The 16,937-nt window shown below is 69.8% G+C and carries 17 protein-coding genes; 7 read left to right on the forward strand and 10 right to left on the reverse strand.

The window, feature by feature from the left end; translation table 11 throughout:
- Window positions 1-30: 30 nt before the first annotated feature.
- A complete protein-coding gene (locus ACK5KK_RS11920; RefSeq protein WP_416890300.1) occupies window positions 31-435 on the reverse strand; it encodes a hypothetical protein in 405 nt (134 codons plus the stop codon).
- A 99-nt stretch (window positions 436-534) separates the two neighbouring features.
- On the opposite strand from ACK5KK_RS11920, the gene argG reads away from it, so the two are divergent.
- From argG to ACK5KK_RS11935, 3 genes are all read left to right on the forward strand, one after another.
- Entirely contained in the window at window positions 535-1,977 is a 1,443-nt protein-coding gene (argG, locus tag ACK5KK_RS11925) for an argininosuccinate synthase (protein WP_416890301.1), read from the forward strand.
- A gap of 253 nt (window positions 1,978-2,230) precedes the next feature.
- Window positions 2,231-3,466: an acetyl-CoA C-acyltransferase gene (locus tag ACK5KK_RS11930; protein ID WP_416890302.1), complete on the forward strand. Its 1,236-nt coding sequence runs from the start codon at window positions 2,231-2,233 to the stop codon at window positions 3,464-3,466.
- Window positions 3,463-4,221: an enoyl-CoA hydratase/isomerase family protein gene (locus ACK5KK_RS11935; RefSeq protein WP_416890303.1), complete on the forward strand. Its 759-nt coding sequence runs from the start codon at window positions 3,463-3,465 to the stop codon at window positions 4,219-4,221. The genes ACK5KK_RS11930 and ACK5KK_RS11935 overlap by 4 nt, the downstream gene beginning before the upstream one ends.
- 162 nt (window positions 4,222-4,383) lie before the next feature.
- Here ACK5KK_RS11935 and mnhG read toward each other — a convergent pair whose 3' ends face one another.
- Genes mnhG through ACK5KK_RS11965 form a run of 6 tightly spaced genes read right to left on the reverse strand, consistent with a single transcriptional unit; the run spans window position 4,384 to window position 10,498 of the window.
- On the reverse strand, window positions 4,384-4,719 hold the full coding sequence (mnhG, locus tag ACK5KK_RS11940) for a monovalent cation/H(+) antiporter subunit G (RefSeq protein ID WP_416890304.1): 336 nt from the start codon (window positions 4,717-4,719) through the stop codon (window positions 4,384-4,386).
- Window positions 4,716-4,985 carry a monovalent cation/H+ antiporter complex subunit F gene (locus ACK5KK_RS11945; protein WP_416890305.1) on the reverse strand — a complete coding sequence of 90 codons (270 nt, stop codon included), beginning with the start codon at window positions 4,983-4,985 and terminating at the stop codon, window positions 4,716-4,718. Before ACK5KK_RS11945 ends, mnhG begins: the two co-directional genes overlap by 4 nt.
- Window positions 4,982-5,533 (reverse strand): Na+/H+ antiporter subunit E, encoded by a 552-nt coding sequence (locus ACK5KK_RS11950; protein ID WP_416890306.1) that lies wholly within the window; start codon window positions 5,531-5,533, stop codon window positions 4,982-4,984. The genes ACK5KK_RS11945 and ACK5KK_RS11950 overlap by 4 nt, the downstream gene beginning before the upstream one ends.
- A complete protein-coding gene (locus tag ACK5KK_RS11955) occupies window positions 5,530-7,086 on the reverse strand; it encodes a Na+/H+ antiporter subunit D (protein WP_416890307.1) in 1,557 nt (518 codons plus the stop codon). Before ACK5KK_RS11955 ends, ACK5KK_RS11950 begins: the two co-directional genes overlap by 4 nt.
- The gene (locus tag ACK5KK_RS11960) at window positions 7,083-7,601 is read right to left on the reverse strand and encodes a Na(+)/H(+) antiporter subunit C (RefSeq protein WP_416890308.1); all 519 of its coding nucleotides are present in this window, start codon (window positions 7,599-7,601) and stop codon (window positions 7,083-7,085) included. Before ACK5KK_RS11960 ends, ACK5KK_RS11955 begins: the two co-directional genes overlap by 4 nt.
- Window positions 7,598-10,498 (reverse strand): Na+/H+ antiporter subunit A, encoded by a 2,901-nt coding sequence (locus tag ACK5KK_RS11965; protein ID WP_416890309.1) that lies wholly within the window; start codon window positions 10,496-10,498, stop codon window positions 7,598-7,600. Before ACK5KK_RS11965 ends, ACK5KK_RS11960 begins: the two co-directional genes overlap by 4 nt.
- Window positions 10,499-10,634: 136 nt before the next feature.
- Between ACK5KK_RS11965 and ACK5KK_RS11970 the strand changes: the two genes are divergently transcribed.
- From ACK5KK_RS11970 to ACK5KK_RS11980, 3 genes are all read left to right on the forward strand, one after another.
- Window positions 10,635-11,858: an MFS transporter gene (locus ACK5KK_RS11970; RefSeq protein WP_416890310.1), complete on the forward strand. Its 1,224-nt coding sequence runs from the start codon at window positions 10,635-10,637 to the stop codon at window positions 11,856-11,858.
- 34 nt (window positions 11,859-11,892) lie between these two features.
- Window positions 11,893-12,588 (forward strand): endonuclease NucS, encoded by a 696-nt coding sequence (gene nucS / locus ACK5KK_RS11975; RefSeq protein WP_416890311.1) that lies wholly within the window; start codon window positions 11,893-11,895, stop codon window positions 12,586-12,588.
- Window positions 12,589-12,761: 173 nt separating this feature from the next.
- A complete protein-coding gene (locus ACK5KK_RS11980) occupies window positions 12,762-13,439 on the forward strand; it encodes an HAD hydrolase-like protein (RefSeq protein ID WP_416890312.1) in 678 nt (225 codons plus the stop codon).
- Between the two features lie 93 nt (window positions 13,440-13,532).
- Here the strand turns inward: ACK5KK_RS11980 and ACK5KK_RS11985 are convergent, their stop codons facing one another.
- Window positions 13,533-13,739, reverse strand: a complete 207-nt coding sequence (locus ACK5KK_RS11985) for a cold-shock protein (RefSeq protein WP_416890313.1) — start codon at window positions 13,737-13,739, stop codon at window positions 13,533-13,535.
- Window positions 13,740-14,038: 299 nt separating this feature from the next.
- Here ACK5KK_RS11985 and ACK5KK_RS11990 point away from each other — a divergent pair, with 299 nt between their 5' ends.
- Window positions 14,039-14,680, forward strand: coding sequence for a GntR family transcriptional regulator (locus ACK5KK_RS11990; protein ID WP_416890314.1), 642 nt, complete (start codon window positions 14,039-14,041; stop codon window positions 14,678-14,680).
- A 372-nt stretch (window positions 14,681-15,052) separates the two neighbouring features.
- Here the strand turns inward: ACK5KK_RS11990 and ACK5KK_RS11995 are convergent, their stop codons facing one another.
- The gene (locus ACK5KK_RS11995) at window positions 15,053-16,363 is read right to left on the reverse strand and encodes a Fic family protein (protein WP_416890315.1); all 1,311 of its coding nucleotides are present in this window, start codon (window positions 16,361-16,363) and stop codon (window positions 15,053-15,055) included.
- Between the two features lie 78 nt (window positions 16,364-16,441).
- Entirely contained in the window at window positions 16,442-16,636 is a 195-nt protein-coding gene (locus ACK5KK_RS12000; RefSeq protein ID WP_416890316.1) for a helix-turn-helix domain-containing protein, read from the reverse strand.
- Window positions 16,637-16,937 lie beyond the last annotated feature (301 nt).

Raw genomic sequence — 16,937 nt, forward strand, 5'->3', positions numbered from 1 at the left:
TCCGCGCGACGCGGCGCCGTCGCTGCGACGTCAGCGGGCGGCACCGTCGAGGCGTCGGCGCAACTTGTCGACATCGGGCTTCGCAGCGAACGAGGTGAACGAATACAGCGACTTTCCGGTCGTCGTGTCGACCAGCACGTTGTCCTGCATCCGCAGCGACCCGAATCCGTCGATGGGGGTGATGTCGTTTTTCAACCCGCCCGCCGACGGACGGATCACCCGCGACGCAGACACCGTCAGCAGCGGCGTCATCAACATGAGAGCACCGATCACAACCGTCGCGAGGCCGCCGATGAACAGTCCTGTGACCGACTGGACGGTCGATCCGCCCGCGACCGCCGCAAACATGATCGCGACCAAGATCACGCCGACCAGCGTGATGCCCGCGCCCACGATGCGATTCGGCCGCACGACGATTCGCTCTTCTGTTGCCATACGACGATGCTAGCCCCTGCAGCGCGGCAGCACGCGGCGGTGCGGCCGGAGGGCAGCGCGCTGCGGTGCGGCGGCGCGCTGCGCAATAGACTTGGCGGCATGTCGAAGGTCCTCCAGTCCCTGCCCGTCGGCGAGCGCGTCGGCATCGCTTTCTCGGGGGGCCTGGACACCTCCGTGGCCGTCGCGTGGATGCGCGACAAGGGCGCTGTCCCCTGCACGTATACGGGCGACCTCGGCCAGTACGACGAGGACGACATCGCCTCGATCCCGGGCCGCGCGCTCGAGTACGGGGCCGAGCTGTCCCGGCTCATCGACTGCAAGCCGATGATGGTCGAAGAGGGTCTGGCGGCTTTGCAGTGCGGCGCCTTCCACATCCGATCGGCCGGCCGCACCTACTTCAACACCACTCCGATCGGGCGGGCCGTGACCGGCACGCTGCTGGTGCGCGCGATGCACGAAGACGGCGTCGACATCTGGGGCGACGGGTCGACCTACAAGGGCAACGACATCGAGCGCTTCTACCGGTACGGGCTGCTGGCCAACCCCGCGCTGCGCATCTACAAGCCGTGGCTCGACGCCGATTTCGTCACGGAGCTCGGTGGCCGGCAGGAGATGAGCGAATGGCTCGTCGCACACGGGTTCCCGTACCGCGATTCGGCCGAGAAAGCGTACTCGACCGACGCGAACATCTGGGGGGCCACGCACGAGGCCAAGACCCTCGAGCACCTGGACGTGCCGCTGGAGATCGTGAACCCGATCATGGGCGTGCGGTTCTGGGACCCCGAGGTCGAGATCGTCACCGAAGACGTCACCGTCGCCTTCGAGCGCGGCCGTCCCGTCGCGATCAACGGCGTCGAGTACACGGACGCCGTGGAGCTGGTGCGGGTGGCCAACGACATCGGCGGGCGGCACGGCCTGGGCATGAGCGACCAGATCGAGAACCGCATCATCGAGGCCAAGTCGCGCGGTGTCTATGAGGCGCCTGGTATGGCGCTGCTGTTCATCACGTACGAACGGCTGGTCAACGGCATCCTCAACGAAGACACCCTGGCGACCTATCACGAGCAGGGGCGGCGGCTGGGGCGCCTGATGTACGAGGGGCGCTGGCTGGAGCCGCAGTCGCTCATGCTGCGCGAATCGATCCAGCGCTGGGTGGGCTCGTCGATCAGCGGCACCGTCACGCTGCGGCTGCGGCGCGGCGAGGACTACACGATCCTCGACACGACGAGCCCGAACCTGTCGTACGCGGCCGAGAAGCTATCGATGGAGCGCGTCGGGGATGCCGCGTTCGGCCCCACCGACCGGATCGGCCAGCTCACGATGCGCAACCTCGACATCGCCGACTCGCGCGCGCGCATGGAGCAGTACGCGAGCCTGGGACTGATCGGCGGCACGACGGCCAAGCTGATCGGCGAGCTGCACGCCGGCGGCGCGCGCGAGATCACCGAGCACGCATCGCCCTATGACGCCGCGCGCGAAGACCTCGCCGAGGCCGTCGACGAGGCATCCGAGTCGGCCTCCTTCGACTTCGGCGCCGACTGAGATCTAAGGTGAAGCGCCGCCGGGGTGGCCAGTTCCGGCGGCGCTTCGTCGTTCGCGTGGGCGGGTGGGGTGCGGCGTGTCCGGTGGCGCCTGGTCAGTCTCATACGCGCCGGCTGGCTACCGCTGGACCCTTGTTCCAGCGAGAGCATCAAGTTCGCACTGCGTCTCACGGTGCGCCAGACTGGGCGCCAGAGCCGCGGCAGTAGGCCGTGGCCGGGGGCGGCGAAGGATATCGCCGATCGAGGAGGATCACATGACGAGCGTCATCGTCGCGGGGGCACGCACCCCCATCGGAAAACTGCTGGGCGCGCTGACCCCGCAGACGGCGGACGCCCTCGGCGGGCACGCGATCACGGCGGCCGTCTCGCGCGCCGGCATCGAACCGGGCGAACTCGATGCCGTCTACTTCGGCAACGTCGTCCAGGCCGGCGTCGGACCGAACCCGGCACGGCTGTCGGCGGTAGCCGGCGGCATCCCGCTGTCCGTTCCGGCCACCTCACTCAACAAGCTCTGCCTGTCGGGGCTGACCGCCCTCGGTCACGCCGACCTCGCCATCCGCGGCGGCCTCATCCGCTCGGCGATCGCCGGCGGCACCGAGTCGATGACCAATGCGCCGCACGTCACCCGCATCCGCACGGGCGTCAAGTACGGGCCGGGCGACCTCGCCGACGCCCTCGATCGCGACGCGCTGGTGTGCGGCTTGGAACACCTGGTGATGGGGGCCGGCACCGAGAAGCACCAAGCCGGACTCGGGATCACCCGCGCCGAGCAGGACGAGTTCGCGGCCCGGTCCCACGAACGGGCCGCCACCGCGACCGCCGCCGGGGTGTTCGACGACGAGATCGCGCCCCTCACGGTGCGCCGCGGACGCCAGGAGGCCGAGGTGACCGCCGACGAGGGCATCCGCCCCGGCACCACGGCCGAGTCGCTGGGAGCGCTGCGCCCCGCGTTCGCACCCGACGGCACGATCACCGCCGGGTCGGCGTCGCAGCTGTCCGACGGCGCTGCCGGGCTGGTCGTGATGGACAAGGAGGAAGCGCAGCGGCGTGGGCTCCCGTGGCTCGCCGAGATCGTCACCTATGCGACCGTCGCCGGACCCGACCCGTCTCTGCTGCACCAGCCGGCCCGCGCCATCGAGAAGGCGCTCTCCCAGTCCGGCCTCACGCTGGCCGACCTCGATCTGCTCGAGATCAACGAAGCGTTCGCGAGCGTCGCGATCGCCTCGATGCGCGAACTGGCCGTCGACCCCGACCGCGTCAACGTCAACGGCGGCGCCATCGCCCTCGGGCACCCGGTCGGCATGTCGGGGGCGCGGCTGGCGCTCACCCTGGCCCTCGAGCTGCGTCGCCGCGGCGGCGGGCTGGGCGCCGCGGCCCTGTGCGGCGGAGGCGGACAGGGCGATGCCGTCATTCTGCGCGTCGCCGAACACGACTACTTCAACGGTGAGACGGTGCGACTGGACGGCGCGCTGCGGATGGCTCCGCAGTGACGGGTCTGGCCGTCACCCGCGAGGGCGCGGTGACGCACTGGCGGCTCACGCGACCCGAGGCGGGGAACGCTCTCGACCTCGCGCTGACGGCCGCGCTGGAGGCGGCGGTCGGGGTCGCCGCCACCGACGGCACCCGAGTCGTGGTGCTCTCGGCCGAGGGCGCGCTGTTCTGCGGCGGCGGCGATGTCGCCGCGATGTCGGGCGCCGCCGATCCGGGCGCCTACACGCTCGCCCTCGCGTCGAGACTGCACCGGGCGCTGCTGGGCGTGGCCGAGGCCGGTCTGGTGCTGGTCGCCGCGGTGCAGGGTGCGGCGGCGGGCGCCGGGTTCGGAATCGTCCTGAACGCCGATTACGTCGTCGCGTCAGAAAAGGCCACGTTCCTCACCGCGTACTCGGCTCTCGGGGTCAGTCCCGACGGCGGCACCACCCATCTGCTGCCGCGGATCGTGGGCCCGCAGCGTTCCGCCGAACTCGTGTTCGCCGGTCGTCGGCTGGATGCGGCAACGGCACACGAGTGGGGCATCGTGAACCGCGTCGTCGGGCCGGACGAGGTCGCCGACACGGCAGCATCCATCGCGGCGGGCATGGCGCGCACCCCCGCCGCCGCCCTGTCCGCGAACAAGCGGCTGCTGAGCGCCGGGTGGCTCCCCGGCTACCGCGAACACCTCGCCGCCGAAGCCGCCTCGATCGCCGACCTGATCGCCACGGACGAGTCCCGCGCGCTGCGCGAGGCATTCCTGACGCGCGGGCGCTGACCCGCGGACCGTCGGGGGCGGTCAGGTGTCCTGCGCCACGCGGGCCCGCACCCGGGCGCCGTCAGGAGGAGATCGGCACTCGGGAGGACGAATCCACCAAACCCACCCTCCCAAGCGCGGGGATCTCCGCCCGAACGCGGCGGTGCCAGCCGTGGCGCCGGGTCAGGCCGGGGGGTCGGCGAGGTCGTCGACGAGCAGGGAGCTCTCGTCGATCGTGTGGTTGCGGTACGCCTGCCGGCCGACCATGTGCGCCGACAGCGGCGCGGTCGCCAGCTGAATCAGCACGACCGGCACCAGGAACGCGAGCACCGGCCAGCTGCGCGTCGACAGCGCGATCGCCAAGCAGATGAGCAAAAACCCGAGCACCTGCGGCTTGGTCGCCGCGTGCAACCGCGATGGCACGTCGCGGAAGCGGATCAAGCCGAGCCCCGCGGTCACGCACAACAGCGCACCACCCAGGATCAGCACCAGCGCCACGGCATCGAGCACGTCGTTCATCGTCGGTCTCCCTCCCGCCTCGCCACGAACCGGGCCACCGAGATCGACCCGAACACCCCCACCGCCGCGACGATCAGCAGCAACGGCAACGTCCGCGTGTGGTGATTGATCGCCATCTCCGCCCCCAGCACACACATCACGAGCGTCAGCATCACGTCCGACGCCACCGCGCGGTCGAGGATCGACGGCCCCACGATGATGCGCCACAGCGTCAGGAGCGCCGCCGCCCCGAACGCCACATAGCTCGCGATCAGCACCCAGCTCATGAGATCACCCCGCGTACCGCGTCGACCTGCGCGCGCGACCCCAGCGCTCGCACGATTCGCGCCTCCCAGCGCGAGATGTCGCGCCGCTGCGCCTCGACATCGGCATCCGTCCTCACCCCGATGACGTGCACGTACAGCACTCGCTGCTCCCGATCCGAATCGATCAGCAGCGACCCGGGGATGAGGGATGCCGTGACCGCCACGTGCGTCATGATCAGATCGTCATCGGTGCGCATCTGCACCGCGATGATCGCCGTCCCCGGATGCCTGGGCGCGACCGACTGCCACGCCACCGTGAGCGCGCCGCGCACGAGCGCCCACAGGAACTCCACGATGAACACGACGAGCCACCACGGATTCACCCGACCCGACAGCTCGACCGGCGGCAGCCGGAACACCCGGGTCGCGAAGACGGCCACCGCGATGCCGGTGACCAGCGCCAGCGCCGTGAACTGGCCCCAGAGCAGCATCCACAGCGCGACCAGCCACACGAAGAACGGCACCTGCCGCCACACCGTCGCCAGGACCGACCTGGTCCGCGCGCTCATCGGGCGTCCCCTTCCAGCTCGCTCAGCGTGGTCGGCTGCATGAGCGTCTCACCGATGCTCACGCACACCTGATACAGCGGACCGGCGAAGACCGTGAGCGCGATCGTGACGGCCACCATTCCGGCCGTCGCGGCGGTCATGATGCGCGGGGTGACGCGGCGCTCCGTCTGCACGGCCGCCGCCGGTGCCGAGCCGAGGTAGGCGATGCGCGCGACGTCGGGCTCGTCGACCTGGTCGTCCTCGGCCCGCCAGAACGCCAGGTTCCACGCGCGCATCAGCGCGTACAGCGTCAGCAGCGATGTGATCACACCGCCGGCGATCAACACGTACATCAGCGGGTCGCCCTCACGGGCGGCGGCGTCGAAGAGGGCGAACTTGCCGATGAACCCCGAGAACGGCGGCAGCCCGCCCAGGTTGATCGCCGGGATGAAATACAGCACGGCGATCACCGGCGCCGCCCGCATCAGGTCGTTGACCTTGAGGATCGAGGTCGACCCGGCTCTGCGCTCCACCAGTCCCACGGCGAGGAACAGTGTGGTCTGCACAACGATGTGGTGGATCATGTAGTAGATCGTCGCGGCGAGGGATGCCGCCGTGCCGACCGCCAGCCCGAACACCATGTAGCCGACGTGGCTGACGAGCGTGAATGACAGGATGCGCTTGAGCTCGGCCTGAGCGACCGCCCCCAGAACCCCCACGATCATCGTGGCCAACGCGACCACCAGCAGCAGCACCTGCAGGTCGCTGGCGGGGAAGATCTGCGTCTCGGTGCGGATCATGGCGTAGACGCCGACCTTCGTCAGCAACCCCGCGAACACCGCGGTCACCGGCGCCGGCGCGGTGGGGTAGGAGTCGGGCAGCCAGAACGACAGCGGGAACACCGCCGCCTTGATGGCGAACGCGAGGAGCAGCAGCAGGTGCAGCACCATCTGCACGTCCGCCGGCAACTGCGCCAGCCGCTCGGACAGCTGGGCGATGTTGACGGTTCCCACCGCCCCGTAGATGGCGGCGATGGCGGCGAGGAAGAGGATGGAGGACACCAGCGAGACGACGATGTAGACCGCACCCGTGCGAAGCCGCGACCGCGTCGAACCCAGCGTGATCAGCACGTAGGAGGCGACCAGGAGGATCTCGAACCCCACGTAGAGGTTGAACAGGTCGCCGGCGATGAACGCCGTGAAGATCCCCGCCCCGAGGATCAGATACGACGGGTGGAAGATCGAGATGGGGGTGTCGTCACCGTCGGCGGCTCCCTGGCCCACCGAGAACAGCAGCACCGCCAGCAGCACGATGCTCGACACGGCCACCAGCAGCGCCGCGAGCCGGTCGACGTACAGCACGATGCCGTAGGGGATCGGCCATCCTCCGACCGAGACGGCGATCGTGGTCCCGGTGGTCTCGATGTCGATCAGCAGGAGCACCGCGATCGCGCACACCACGGTGAGGGTGACCACCGACACCCCGACCTGCACGCGACGATAACGGCCGAAGATCAGCGCGATCGCCGCCCCCAGCAGTGGCAGCGTCGTCAACAGCGGCACCAGCGCGCTCATCGGTCCGCCCCCGGGTGGTCGACCGGCGCATCGTCGCGGATCTCGTCGATGTCGCCCTGATGCAGCACCGTGATCGGCGTCGTCACGGTGCCGATGAAGTCGGTGGTGGCGTCGTCGTCGGCATCCGTGATCTCGTCGCCCATCGTCTCCTCGTCGGCGTCGGCACGTTCGCGCACCGCGATGTCGGCCTCGTCGTCCTCGACGATGTCGGCCTGATCGAGCTGCCAGGAACGGTAGATCAGTGCCAGCAGGAACGCCGAGACGGCGAACGTGATCACGATTGCGGTGAGAGTGAGCGCCTGCGGGAGCGGGTCGCTCATCTGCTCGGGCGAGCCGTCGCCGTGGAACGAGGCGATGCCGGGCCGGCCCATCACCACCAGCAGGAACAGGTTGGTGGCGTTGCCGAGCAGCAAGAACCCGATGAGCACGCGGGTAAGGCTGCGTTCCAGCATCGCGTAGACCCCGGCGGCGAACAGCACCGCCATGATGAGGATCAGCACCCCGGAGACGTTCACGATGAGGCCTCCGTCAGTTGCGCGGACTGCCGGTCCACCTCAGCGCCCAGCGCGCGCAACACGTCGAGGGTGAGGCCCACGACCACGAGGTACACCCCGATGTCGAACAGGGTCGCGGTGACGAACTCGATGTGACCGACCAGCGGCACCGTGGCCTCCCAGAAGCCGCTGCTCAGCGGATTCTGGCCGAACAGGATCGGGACGATCGCGCACGCGACGGCGAGCGCCATCCCGAAGCCGAGCAGGCGTCCGGCGTCGGCCGGCGCGGCCGCACCGAGCTCGTACCGTCCGCCGGCGAGGTACCGCATCACGAGCGCCATGCCGGCGACCAGCCCCCCGGCGAAGCCGCCTCCGGGCAGGTTGTGACCGGCGAACAGGAGGTAGATCGAGATGACGATGACGGTGTGGACCAGGATGCGCACGATCACCTCGAGCATGAGGGATCGGTTCTGCGCGCCCACCCGCTGACCGCCCACGAGCCACGCGAGCCGGGTTCCGGTCACGTCTCCGCCGCGGGGGCGCGGGCCCTGTTCGGTCTCCAGCAGCGGCCGGCGAGTGCGAACCGCCCCCGTGGGAAGCGACGACTGCAGCGACAGCAGGTCCTCACGGTGTGTCACGAACACGAGCGAGGCGATCCCGGTGGCGGCCAGCACGAGCACCGACAGCTCACCCATCGTGTCCCAGCCGCGCAGGTCGACCAGCGCGACGTTGACGGTGTTGCGGCCGTGCCCCTCCTGGTAGGCGAGATCCACCCAGGCGTTCGAGATCGGGGTCGCGATGCGCGCCCCGGTGGCCACCAGCGCGACGGCGGCCATCGTGGCCCCGACCGCGGCGCCCAGGACGGCGCGGGCGATCGGCATGACGGTTCCGTTGTGTTCGCCGAGGCGTGCCGGGATGCGGCGCAGCACCAGCGCGAAGGTCACCAGCGTGACGGTCTCGATGAGGATCTGCGTGAGTGCGAGATCGGGGGCCCCGCCGGTGGCGAAGAGCATGATCATTCCCAGGCCCGTCACCGAGACCAGGACGACGCCGGTGTACCGCTTTCGCGCGCGCACCGCGATGATCCCCGCGACGATCATGATCGGTGCCACGACCAGTTGCGTGTTGGTGTGCCAGGCATCCAGATGGATGCTCCAGTCGCCGCCGGCGACCAGGGCGGTCCCCTCGGCGGCCACCAGCACGACGAAGATCGTGCCGACGTAGACCGGCAGCGACCCGCGCTGGGTGAGCGCGGTCGTCTCCACCGACACCTTGGCCACGATGCGCAGCACGAGGTTGTATGCGTCGGCCGCGGTGAACGGCAGCATGCGTCCGATCATCCCGGCGACCTGCGTGAGCCAGAACACGAGGATGCCGACGCCGATGCTGCCGAGCGAGAGGAACAGCGCCGGTTCGAGCCCGTGCCACAGGGCCAGGTGGTAGACGTGCCCGTCGCCGGGAGCGGTGTCGGCGTAGACGGCCAGCATGGGGTCGAGCAGGGGCGCGGCGGGCCCGGCGAGCAGGCCCAGGCCCGACAGCACGACCGGGGCGATGAGGAATCCCATCGGCGGATCGGGCCACTCGGTGCGCGGCCGCGGTGCGCGTTCGGCATCCCGCTTGGTCCAGAACGCGCCCCACACGAACCGTAGGCCGTACGCGGTGGTCAGCGCCGAACCGAGCACGATGCCGACCAGCCCGACCACGGCCCACGGCCCGCCGTCGTCGAGGAGGCCCGTCAGGGCGCCCTCCTTGGCGACGAATCCGAGCGTGGGGGCAAGGCCCGCCATCGAGGCGATCGCGATCATCGCAAAGGTCGCCATGACCGGCGCCTGCCGCCCGATGCCGGACAGCTCGCGGATGTCGCGGGTGCCGAGCTGGCGGTCGATCACGCCGACGGTGAGGAAGAGGGCCGACTTGAAGAGCGCGTGGCCGAGGAGCAGCGCCAGGCCCGCCAGGGCGGTGGTGCGCGTGCCGAACCCGAGCACGACCGTGAGCATGCCGAGCTGGCTGACCGTCCCGAAGGCGAGCAGGCGTTTCAGGTCGGTCTCGCGGAGGGCCTGGAAGCCGCCGAGCAACATCGTGAAGACGCCGAGTCCGACCACGATCGGGCGCCAGGGCTCCACGGCCGAGACGACCGGCGCCAAGCGGGCGATGAGGTAGATCCCCGCTTTGACCATGGCGGCGGCGTGCAGGTAGGCGCTGACCGGGGTCGGCGCGGTCATCGCGCCGGGCAGCCAGAAGTGGAAGGGGAAGATGGCCGATTTGCTGAGCGCGCCGACGAGCATGAGGACGATCGCGGTGGTGACCGCCGGCGGCACGGTATCCGCAGGCCACTGCGCGAGGATCTCGGCGACGCTGGTCGTGCCGAACTGCACCACCAGGATCACGACACCGATGAACATGATCAGGCCGCCCAGGGTGGTCACCAGCAGCGCCTGCAGCGCGGCCCGCCGGCTCGCGCCGCGCCGATGATAGAACCCGATCAGCAAGTAGGAGAGGATGCTGGTGATCTCCCACGCCATGACCAGCACGACGATGTCATCGGTGAGCACCAGCAGGTACATCGCCCCCGCAAAGCCCAGCAGCACCGCGCTGAACAGCCCGACGCCCTCGATCTTTCCGGCGAAGTACCACCGGCAGTAGACCATCACGAGGGCGCCGACGCCGGTGACGACAAGGGTCATGACCCAGCCCAGGGCATCCATCCGCATCGCGAGCGCGATGTCGAGGCCCGGGATCCAGGCGTACGTCTCGCGCAGCTCGCTGCCCCCGATGATCGTGTCGGCCTGCAACGCGGCGTGCACGAACGCGATGACGGGAACGATCGCCGCGGCGAGGAACGCGCGGGCGCCGAGGCGTCCGACAAGCCATGGCATGAGCAGGGGCGCGAGCACGAACGCTGCCAGCAGAGCGAGCAAGCTGGCCTCCTCAGCGCGCCGGGGAACGGGGGTTCAGTCTATCGGTGCCCGGCGTCGCCCGGTCTGCCCGGGAGGGCGCGCAGACTGAATGGTGAACGGGTCTCGGCTGTGGTGGTCGGCGAACTAGAATGACGCGGTGGATGCCCCCCTCTCCGCCGCGCACCTCGCTCGCTGGCGCACCGCGATGTTCACGATCTTCCTCGTCTCGGGGTTCGGGTTCGCGTCGTGGGCCTCGCGCATCCCTGGGGTCAAGTCGGCGCTGGGGATCACCGACGCACAGGTCGGGTCCCTGCTGCTGGTGATGGGAGCGGCGCCGCTGATCGGCATCCCGCTGGCGAACCTCGTCGTGGCCCGCTGGGGCACCCGCCGCGGCATGCACGCGACCTTGGCCGCGCAGGCCGCCGGAATGATCGCGGTCGGCGTGGGCGTGCAGGTTGTGGAGTCGTACCCGGTGATCGCGGTCTCGCTGGGGCTCATGGGCCTGGGCATGGGCATGACCGACGTCATGATGAACGTCGAGGCGGCCGCCGCCGAACAGGCGATCGGGCGCACGCTCATGCCGCTGTTCCACGCGTTCTTCAGCTTCGGCACGGTCGCGGGGGCGGGTCTGGGGGTCGTGATGGCGGCCGCCGGCGTCGGAATCGGCTGGCATGTCGGCGGTGCCGGCCTGCTCGTCCTCGCGGCGGGACTGGGGGCTCTGCGCTGGGTGCCGGCCCGCGACGCCCTGCACGACGACGACCCCTCCGCCCGCACGCGACGCGAACGGCTGCGGGAGCTGCTGGCGGTGTGGCGGACCCCGCGCACGTACGCGATCGGGCTCATCATGCTGGGCGTCTCGTTCGCCGAGGGTGCGGCCAGCGACTGGCTCCCGATCGCGGTCGTCGACGGGCATGGCCAGTCTGAGGCGACCGGTGCGATCGCGCTCACGGTGTTCTCAGTCGCTATGACGACGGTCCGGGTGCTCGGGGGCCCGCTCGTGGATCGATTCGGGCGGGTGTGGATGCTGCGCGTCCTGTCGGTGACCGCGGCGGGCGGACTCGCGCTGTTCATCCTGGCCCCGACGACGCCGCTGGCGTTGATCGGGGTGGCCCTGTGGGGCGCAGGAGCGTCAATGGGCTTCCCCCTCGGGATGTCGGCGGCCGCCGACGACCCCGCTCGCGCGACCGCGTCGGTGTCGGCCGCGGCGTCCATCGGCTACCTCGCGTTCCTGTGCGGCCCGCCGGCGCTGGGCTGGGTGAGCGACCAGATCGGCATCCTCCCCACCCTGTGGATCATCGCCGTCCTCATCGCGCTGTCCGGTGCAGCCGCCGGTGCCGCCCGTCCGCTCACCCCCGCCGCCGCCGGCTCCGCCCACCACTGACGCGGGGCGGGCCCGCGCGGCGTAGGCTCGTCGGATGCGCCTCGTCATCGCCCGCTGCAGCGTCGACTACACCGGTCGGCTCAACGCCCACCTCCCGCTGGCGACCCGGCTTCTGGTGCACAAGGGCGACGGCTCGCTGCTCGTGCACTCCGACGGAGGGTCGTACAAGCCGCTCAACTGGATGAGTCCGCCGTGCACGCTCCGGGTCGAGACCCCCGACGAGGAGTCGGCGTCGGCGGGTGTCACCGAGCACTGGCGGGTGACCCACGCCAAGACCGGAGATGCGCTGCTCGTGCGCATCTACGAGGTGCTGCACGACTCGTCGCACGAACTCGGGGTCGATCCCGGACTGCAGAAGGACGGCGTCGAGGCCGACCTGCAGCGCCTGCTCGCCGAGCAGGTCGAGGTCATCGGCGACGACCTGCAGTTGGTGCGCCGCGAGTACCCCACCGCGATCGGCCCGGTCGATCTGCTGTTGCGCGACCCCGCCGGCGGCACGATCGCCGTGGAGGTCAAGCGGCGCGGCGACATCGACGGCGTGGAACAGCTCACCCGCTACCTCGACCTGCTGGGTCGTGACCCTCGGCTGGCGCCCGTCCAGGGCGTCTTCGCGGCGCAGGAGATCAAGCCGCAGGCGCGGGTGCTCGCCACCGACCGCGGCATCCGCTGCGTCACCCTCGACTACGACGACATGAAGGGCACCGAATCGGGTGCTCCGCGCCTGTTCTGAGGTCCGGGGGAGCCCGTCCGGAGGTATTCAGAGTTCCGTCTCCGCATCACGCCGCGCGAGCTGCACCGCCGGAATCCTGCCGCGCGCGGCGCGCCGACGGGGCGCGCGGATTGATTGCTGAACGGGTCAACGGCTCATCGGCGCGACCTCCGCGCTGGCCCTAGGCTGGGAGGATGGCTCGCTCCCCCTGGACCTGCATCCTCTGGGACGTCGACGGCACCATCGTCGACGCATCCGACGGCATCCTGCGGCGGCTCGCGACCTGCCTCGACCACTTCGGTCTGCCTGCGCCGACCCGCGCCGAACTGGTGCACTGGATCGGCCCGCCGATGTTCGAGTCGTTCCAGAAGAACGTCGGCATGAGCCCGGAGCAGTCCGCGGATGCCCTGACCTTCTATCGCGCGCTCGGTCGCGCCGAGGGGTACACCTCGGGCGCCAGGCTCTACCCGGGGATCGGGCAGCTGATCGCGGATGCGGATGCCGCGGGCATCCCGCAGGCGACGGCCAGCTCGAAGCCGGAGTCGCAGGTGGTGGCCCTGATGGAGCACTTCGGCTTGGCACCGCACCTGCGCGCGCTCGCGGGAGCCACCGACGACGAGAGGACGCTGGCCTCCAAGTCCGACATCATCGGCGAGGCGTTGCGTCGCCTGCGCGCGCTGGGCTGTGACACGTCACGGCCGGTCTTGATCGGCGACCGCCACCACGACGTCGAGGGCGGCAGCGACCAGGGGGTGCCGGTGATCTTCGTGCGCTGGGGATTCAGCTGGCCCCACGAGTCCGAGGGCGCGCAGGCAGCCGTCGACTCAGTGTCGGACCTGCGCGCGATGCTGCTCCTGCCCGACGAGGCGTAGCCCCGATCCTCGGCGGGCCGCGCCGCACGCACGCCGAAGAAGCAGTTGCCGCACCGGGCTTCGGTCAGCGCGGCAACCGCAGCATCCGCCGGCTCAGAGCGGGCGGATGTTCTCGGCCTGCAAGCCCTTCGGACCCTGAACGACCTCGAACTCGACGCGCTGGTTCTCCTCCAGCGATCGGTAACCGGATGACTGGATCGCCGAATAGTGAGCGAAGACGTCTGCGCCGCCTTCGTCGGGAGCGATGAAGCCGAAGCCCTTCTCGGAGTTGAACCACTTGACGGTACCGCTGGTGCCCATGACTGCCTTACGTAAATGCGGGAGTCGGCGCTGCTGCGTCGACCCGCTTCACGCTACGGCAGGAGCACTCAGGTGTGGGCGCTGGCAGACGATGGTGACAGAAACGTTGCACTGCACCCCCATTCGACGCCCGGGCGGACGAAGATTACGTACTCGCCCGGGCGTCGACGGATCCCCCCGGATAGGTCACGGAAAAGCGTGACAGTGCAACTCTATCGATATATTGACCATCCGGCGACCCGTTTGTCTCACTCACAGCATGTTCAATGCGATGACAACCACCTAGACTCGATTCAGCCATGAATCGAGAACTTGAGCCCCTCGACCCAACCAGAGGCGGGATTCTCGGCGACGAAGTGTTCGAACGGATCGGTCAAGCGATCGTCGAAGGACACTTTGAGCCGGGCGTGCGCCTCCGGGACATCGACCTCGCGGAGCAGTTGGGCATCTCGCGCACACCCGTGCGTGAAGCCCTGCAACGGCTGGAACGAATAGGTCTCGTCGAGGTCGCCGTTGGCCGCTACACGCGGGTGACCAACCCCGACGAGAAGCTGCGCAACGACACCGCCGACTTCACCGTCTACTTCATCGGCAACGCCATCCGGGTGGCTCTGGCCCGCGCCGACGACCACGAGGTGCGCCGGCTCATCGACATCACCGACCGGCTCATCGGCGTCGCGTCCCGGCGCGACGCACCGGCGCTGCTGGACTCGGTCATCGAGTTCCTCGACGCCGTCACCGCCGCCACCGAGAACCGCTTCTTCATCGGGGTCGCCGCCGAGGCGCAGCCCGCGATCCGGCGCAACCTCACTGGGTGGGAGCCGTTCGCCCGCGACCCGGACGGACCCGAGGCCGGCAACCTCGCGCTGCGCGACGCGATCGCGACCCGCGATGTCGACACCGCCGAGGCCATCATCCGCAGCTTCCGCGGCCTGCTCTGAGGCAGGCGGGCGGACCGGGGCCGCAGGGGTGGATGCGAAGACCCCCCGCCCGGGAACGTGTCCCGGGGCCGGGGGTCTTGTCGTGCTGTGCGCGAGGGGGGAGTTGAACTCTTACCCCCGCCCGGACAGGCACCCACGCCGTACGACGTGTTCGGAGACCTCCGCCCGGGCAATCCGCGCGAGTATGCCGCGAAGTGGCGACAACACGCTGAAGCCGCGCGCCGCACGCTCGAAACCATCGAGGCCGTGCCCGTCACCGAGGCCGCGCGGCTCATCCGCGACCGCGCCGCGCAAGATCAGGCACGACTGCTGCGAGCAACTCCGGGTGGTACGCAGTGTTGTGATTCCAGTAGCCGCCATCGCCTCGTCGCTTCACAGACCGGGTGCGTCGCGTCGTGTGGTGGATGCCTGGGGTCGTGCGCCGAACTGATTCACGTCGGGCAGCGCGGGTCCGAGCCGCGGCTTACGCTCTTGAGTGTCCCCACCGCCGACGCGGTTGCTGCGCTCGGTGAGCGCGACGAGCGCGAGATGACGGTCGGCGGTCCAGCAGACCAGGCGGCCACGCTGATCCTTCGTGCGTCCGAGGATGCCCGCCTCTGCCAGCTCCGTCAGTGCCCGGTGCGCTGCGGCTGGTGAGACAGCGAGGCGTGTGCTGACGGACTCGGCAGTGAGCACCGGATCGGAGGCGAGCGTGCCGAGGATGCGCAGCACGACCGCATCCCGCCGCGGCACCGCGGGGTTCAGGCCCCGGTCACGGCGGAAGGCGACGAGCCGGTCGGACACGTCCTGGTCGAGCGCAGCGATGTCCGCGGCGAGCCTCACCGCGTTCCCGGCAGCCTTCTCCGCGGCCTGCGCGAAGCCGATCACCCATTCATCGAGCGCGGGCGGATCGGCGCGATAGCCGGTGAGGCCCGCGACGTAGGCGTCGGTAGCTGCGGCAAAGACAGTGCTGATCGGGATGAGCGCGTTCCGCAGTGCGTCGGCGCGGCGCAGAACGGTGTGGATCAGGGCGCGTCCGGTGCGGCCGTTGCCGTCGATGAACGGGTGAATCGTCTCGAACTGCGCATGCGCGATCGCCGCACGCACCACCGGGTTGCCGCTCGTCTCGGTGACGAACCGCGCGAGGTCCGCCACGAGGCGGGGCACCTCGGTTTCCGGCGGCGGGACGAACGCGGCTCGCAGCGGCGACCAGCCGGGCCCACCGACCCAGTTCTGCTCCTGCCGCAGCCCGCGTTCGAGCCTCGGCTCGATGACGTGCTGGAGGTCCACGATGTCGTCAGTGGCGATCGTTCGCGAATGGTCGGCCAGCTCGGCGATTGCGGCCTCTGTTGCCCGCACGTTCGCCACGACGTCGAGCGCCTGACGCGGTCCCTGGTGCAGCAACTCGGCGACCGCGAGGCGTTTGGGCGTGACCCGGTTGCCTTCGATCCACGACGACGAGATGGACTCCGAACGGACCAGCAAGTGATTCAGGTAGCGGCCCCGGGCGCCGATCCGCTCGTCAGCGCGGGCGAGCACCGCCAGCGCGTCCTCCGCCGCCCCCTGTGCCTCGACCCCCAGCATCGGAAGGCGCTCTCTCAGTTCGTCGGGTACATAGGCGAGGTAGCGGCCGGGCGCGCGATCCTTGCGGCTCAAGCCGCTCGCGTCCTCGGGATGCCACAGGCGCTCGACGTACTCACCCATCACAGCCTCACTTCCATCGCCACTATTTCTACTTTAGATGTAGTAGCCGAGAAATAGCAGCCATCGAGCCACGGTGAGTCAGTCAGCAGTCGTGTCGTCGGCGAACAGGGCGAGGAACTTCTCACGTGGGATGACGATGCGGCGGCCGATCTTCACCGAGGGGATTGTGCCGTCCTCGATGCCGACCGTGATGGTGCGGGGATCGACGCCGAGGGCCTCGGTAGCTTCCTGACGGGTGATGACGAGGCTGCGACGACGGCGGAGGTCGTCGATGTCGAAAGTGCTCTACCGCCTGATCGCACCATCCGTTCGTTGCCGCGCGAGAGAAGAAGGGTCCGGCCGTATTCCCCGGTGCGGATGCGTCGGCGGGCGACTACGCCGGGCACGGCGAGTCGCGACCTCGCGATGTACATCGCGAGGAGTCTGCTCGAAGCCGGAGGACTCAGACCCCACCTACACCCTATTACGAGAGTTTCGTGCGGTTCAGGCGGCGGTGATGGGGGTGAGTGTGACGTCGTAGCCGAGGTTCTCCAACTGGCGCAAGGCTGCGTTGCGCGTTCTGTCGGGGTTGCGG

The sequence above is a fragment of the Microbacterium sp. genome, assembly GCF_047972865.1.
GTDB lineage: Bacteria > Actinomycetota > Actinomycetes > Actinomycetales > Microbacteriaceae > Microbacterium.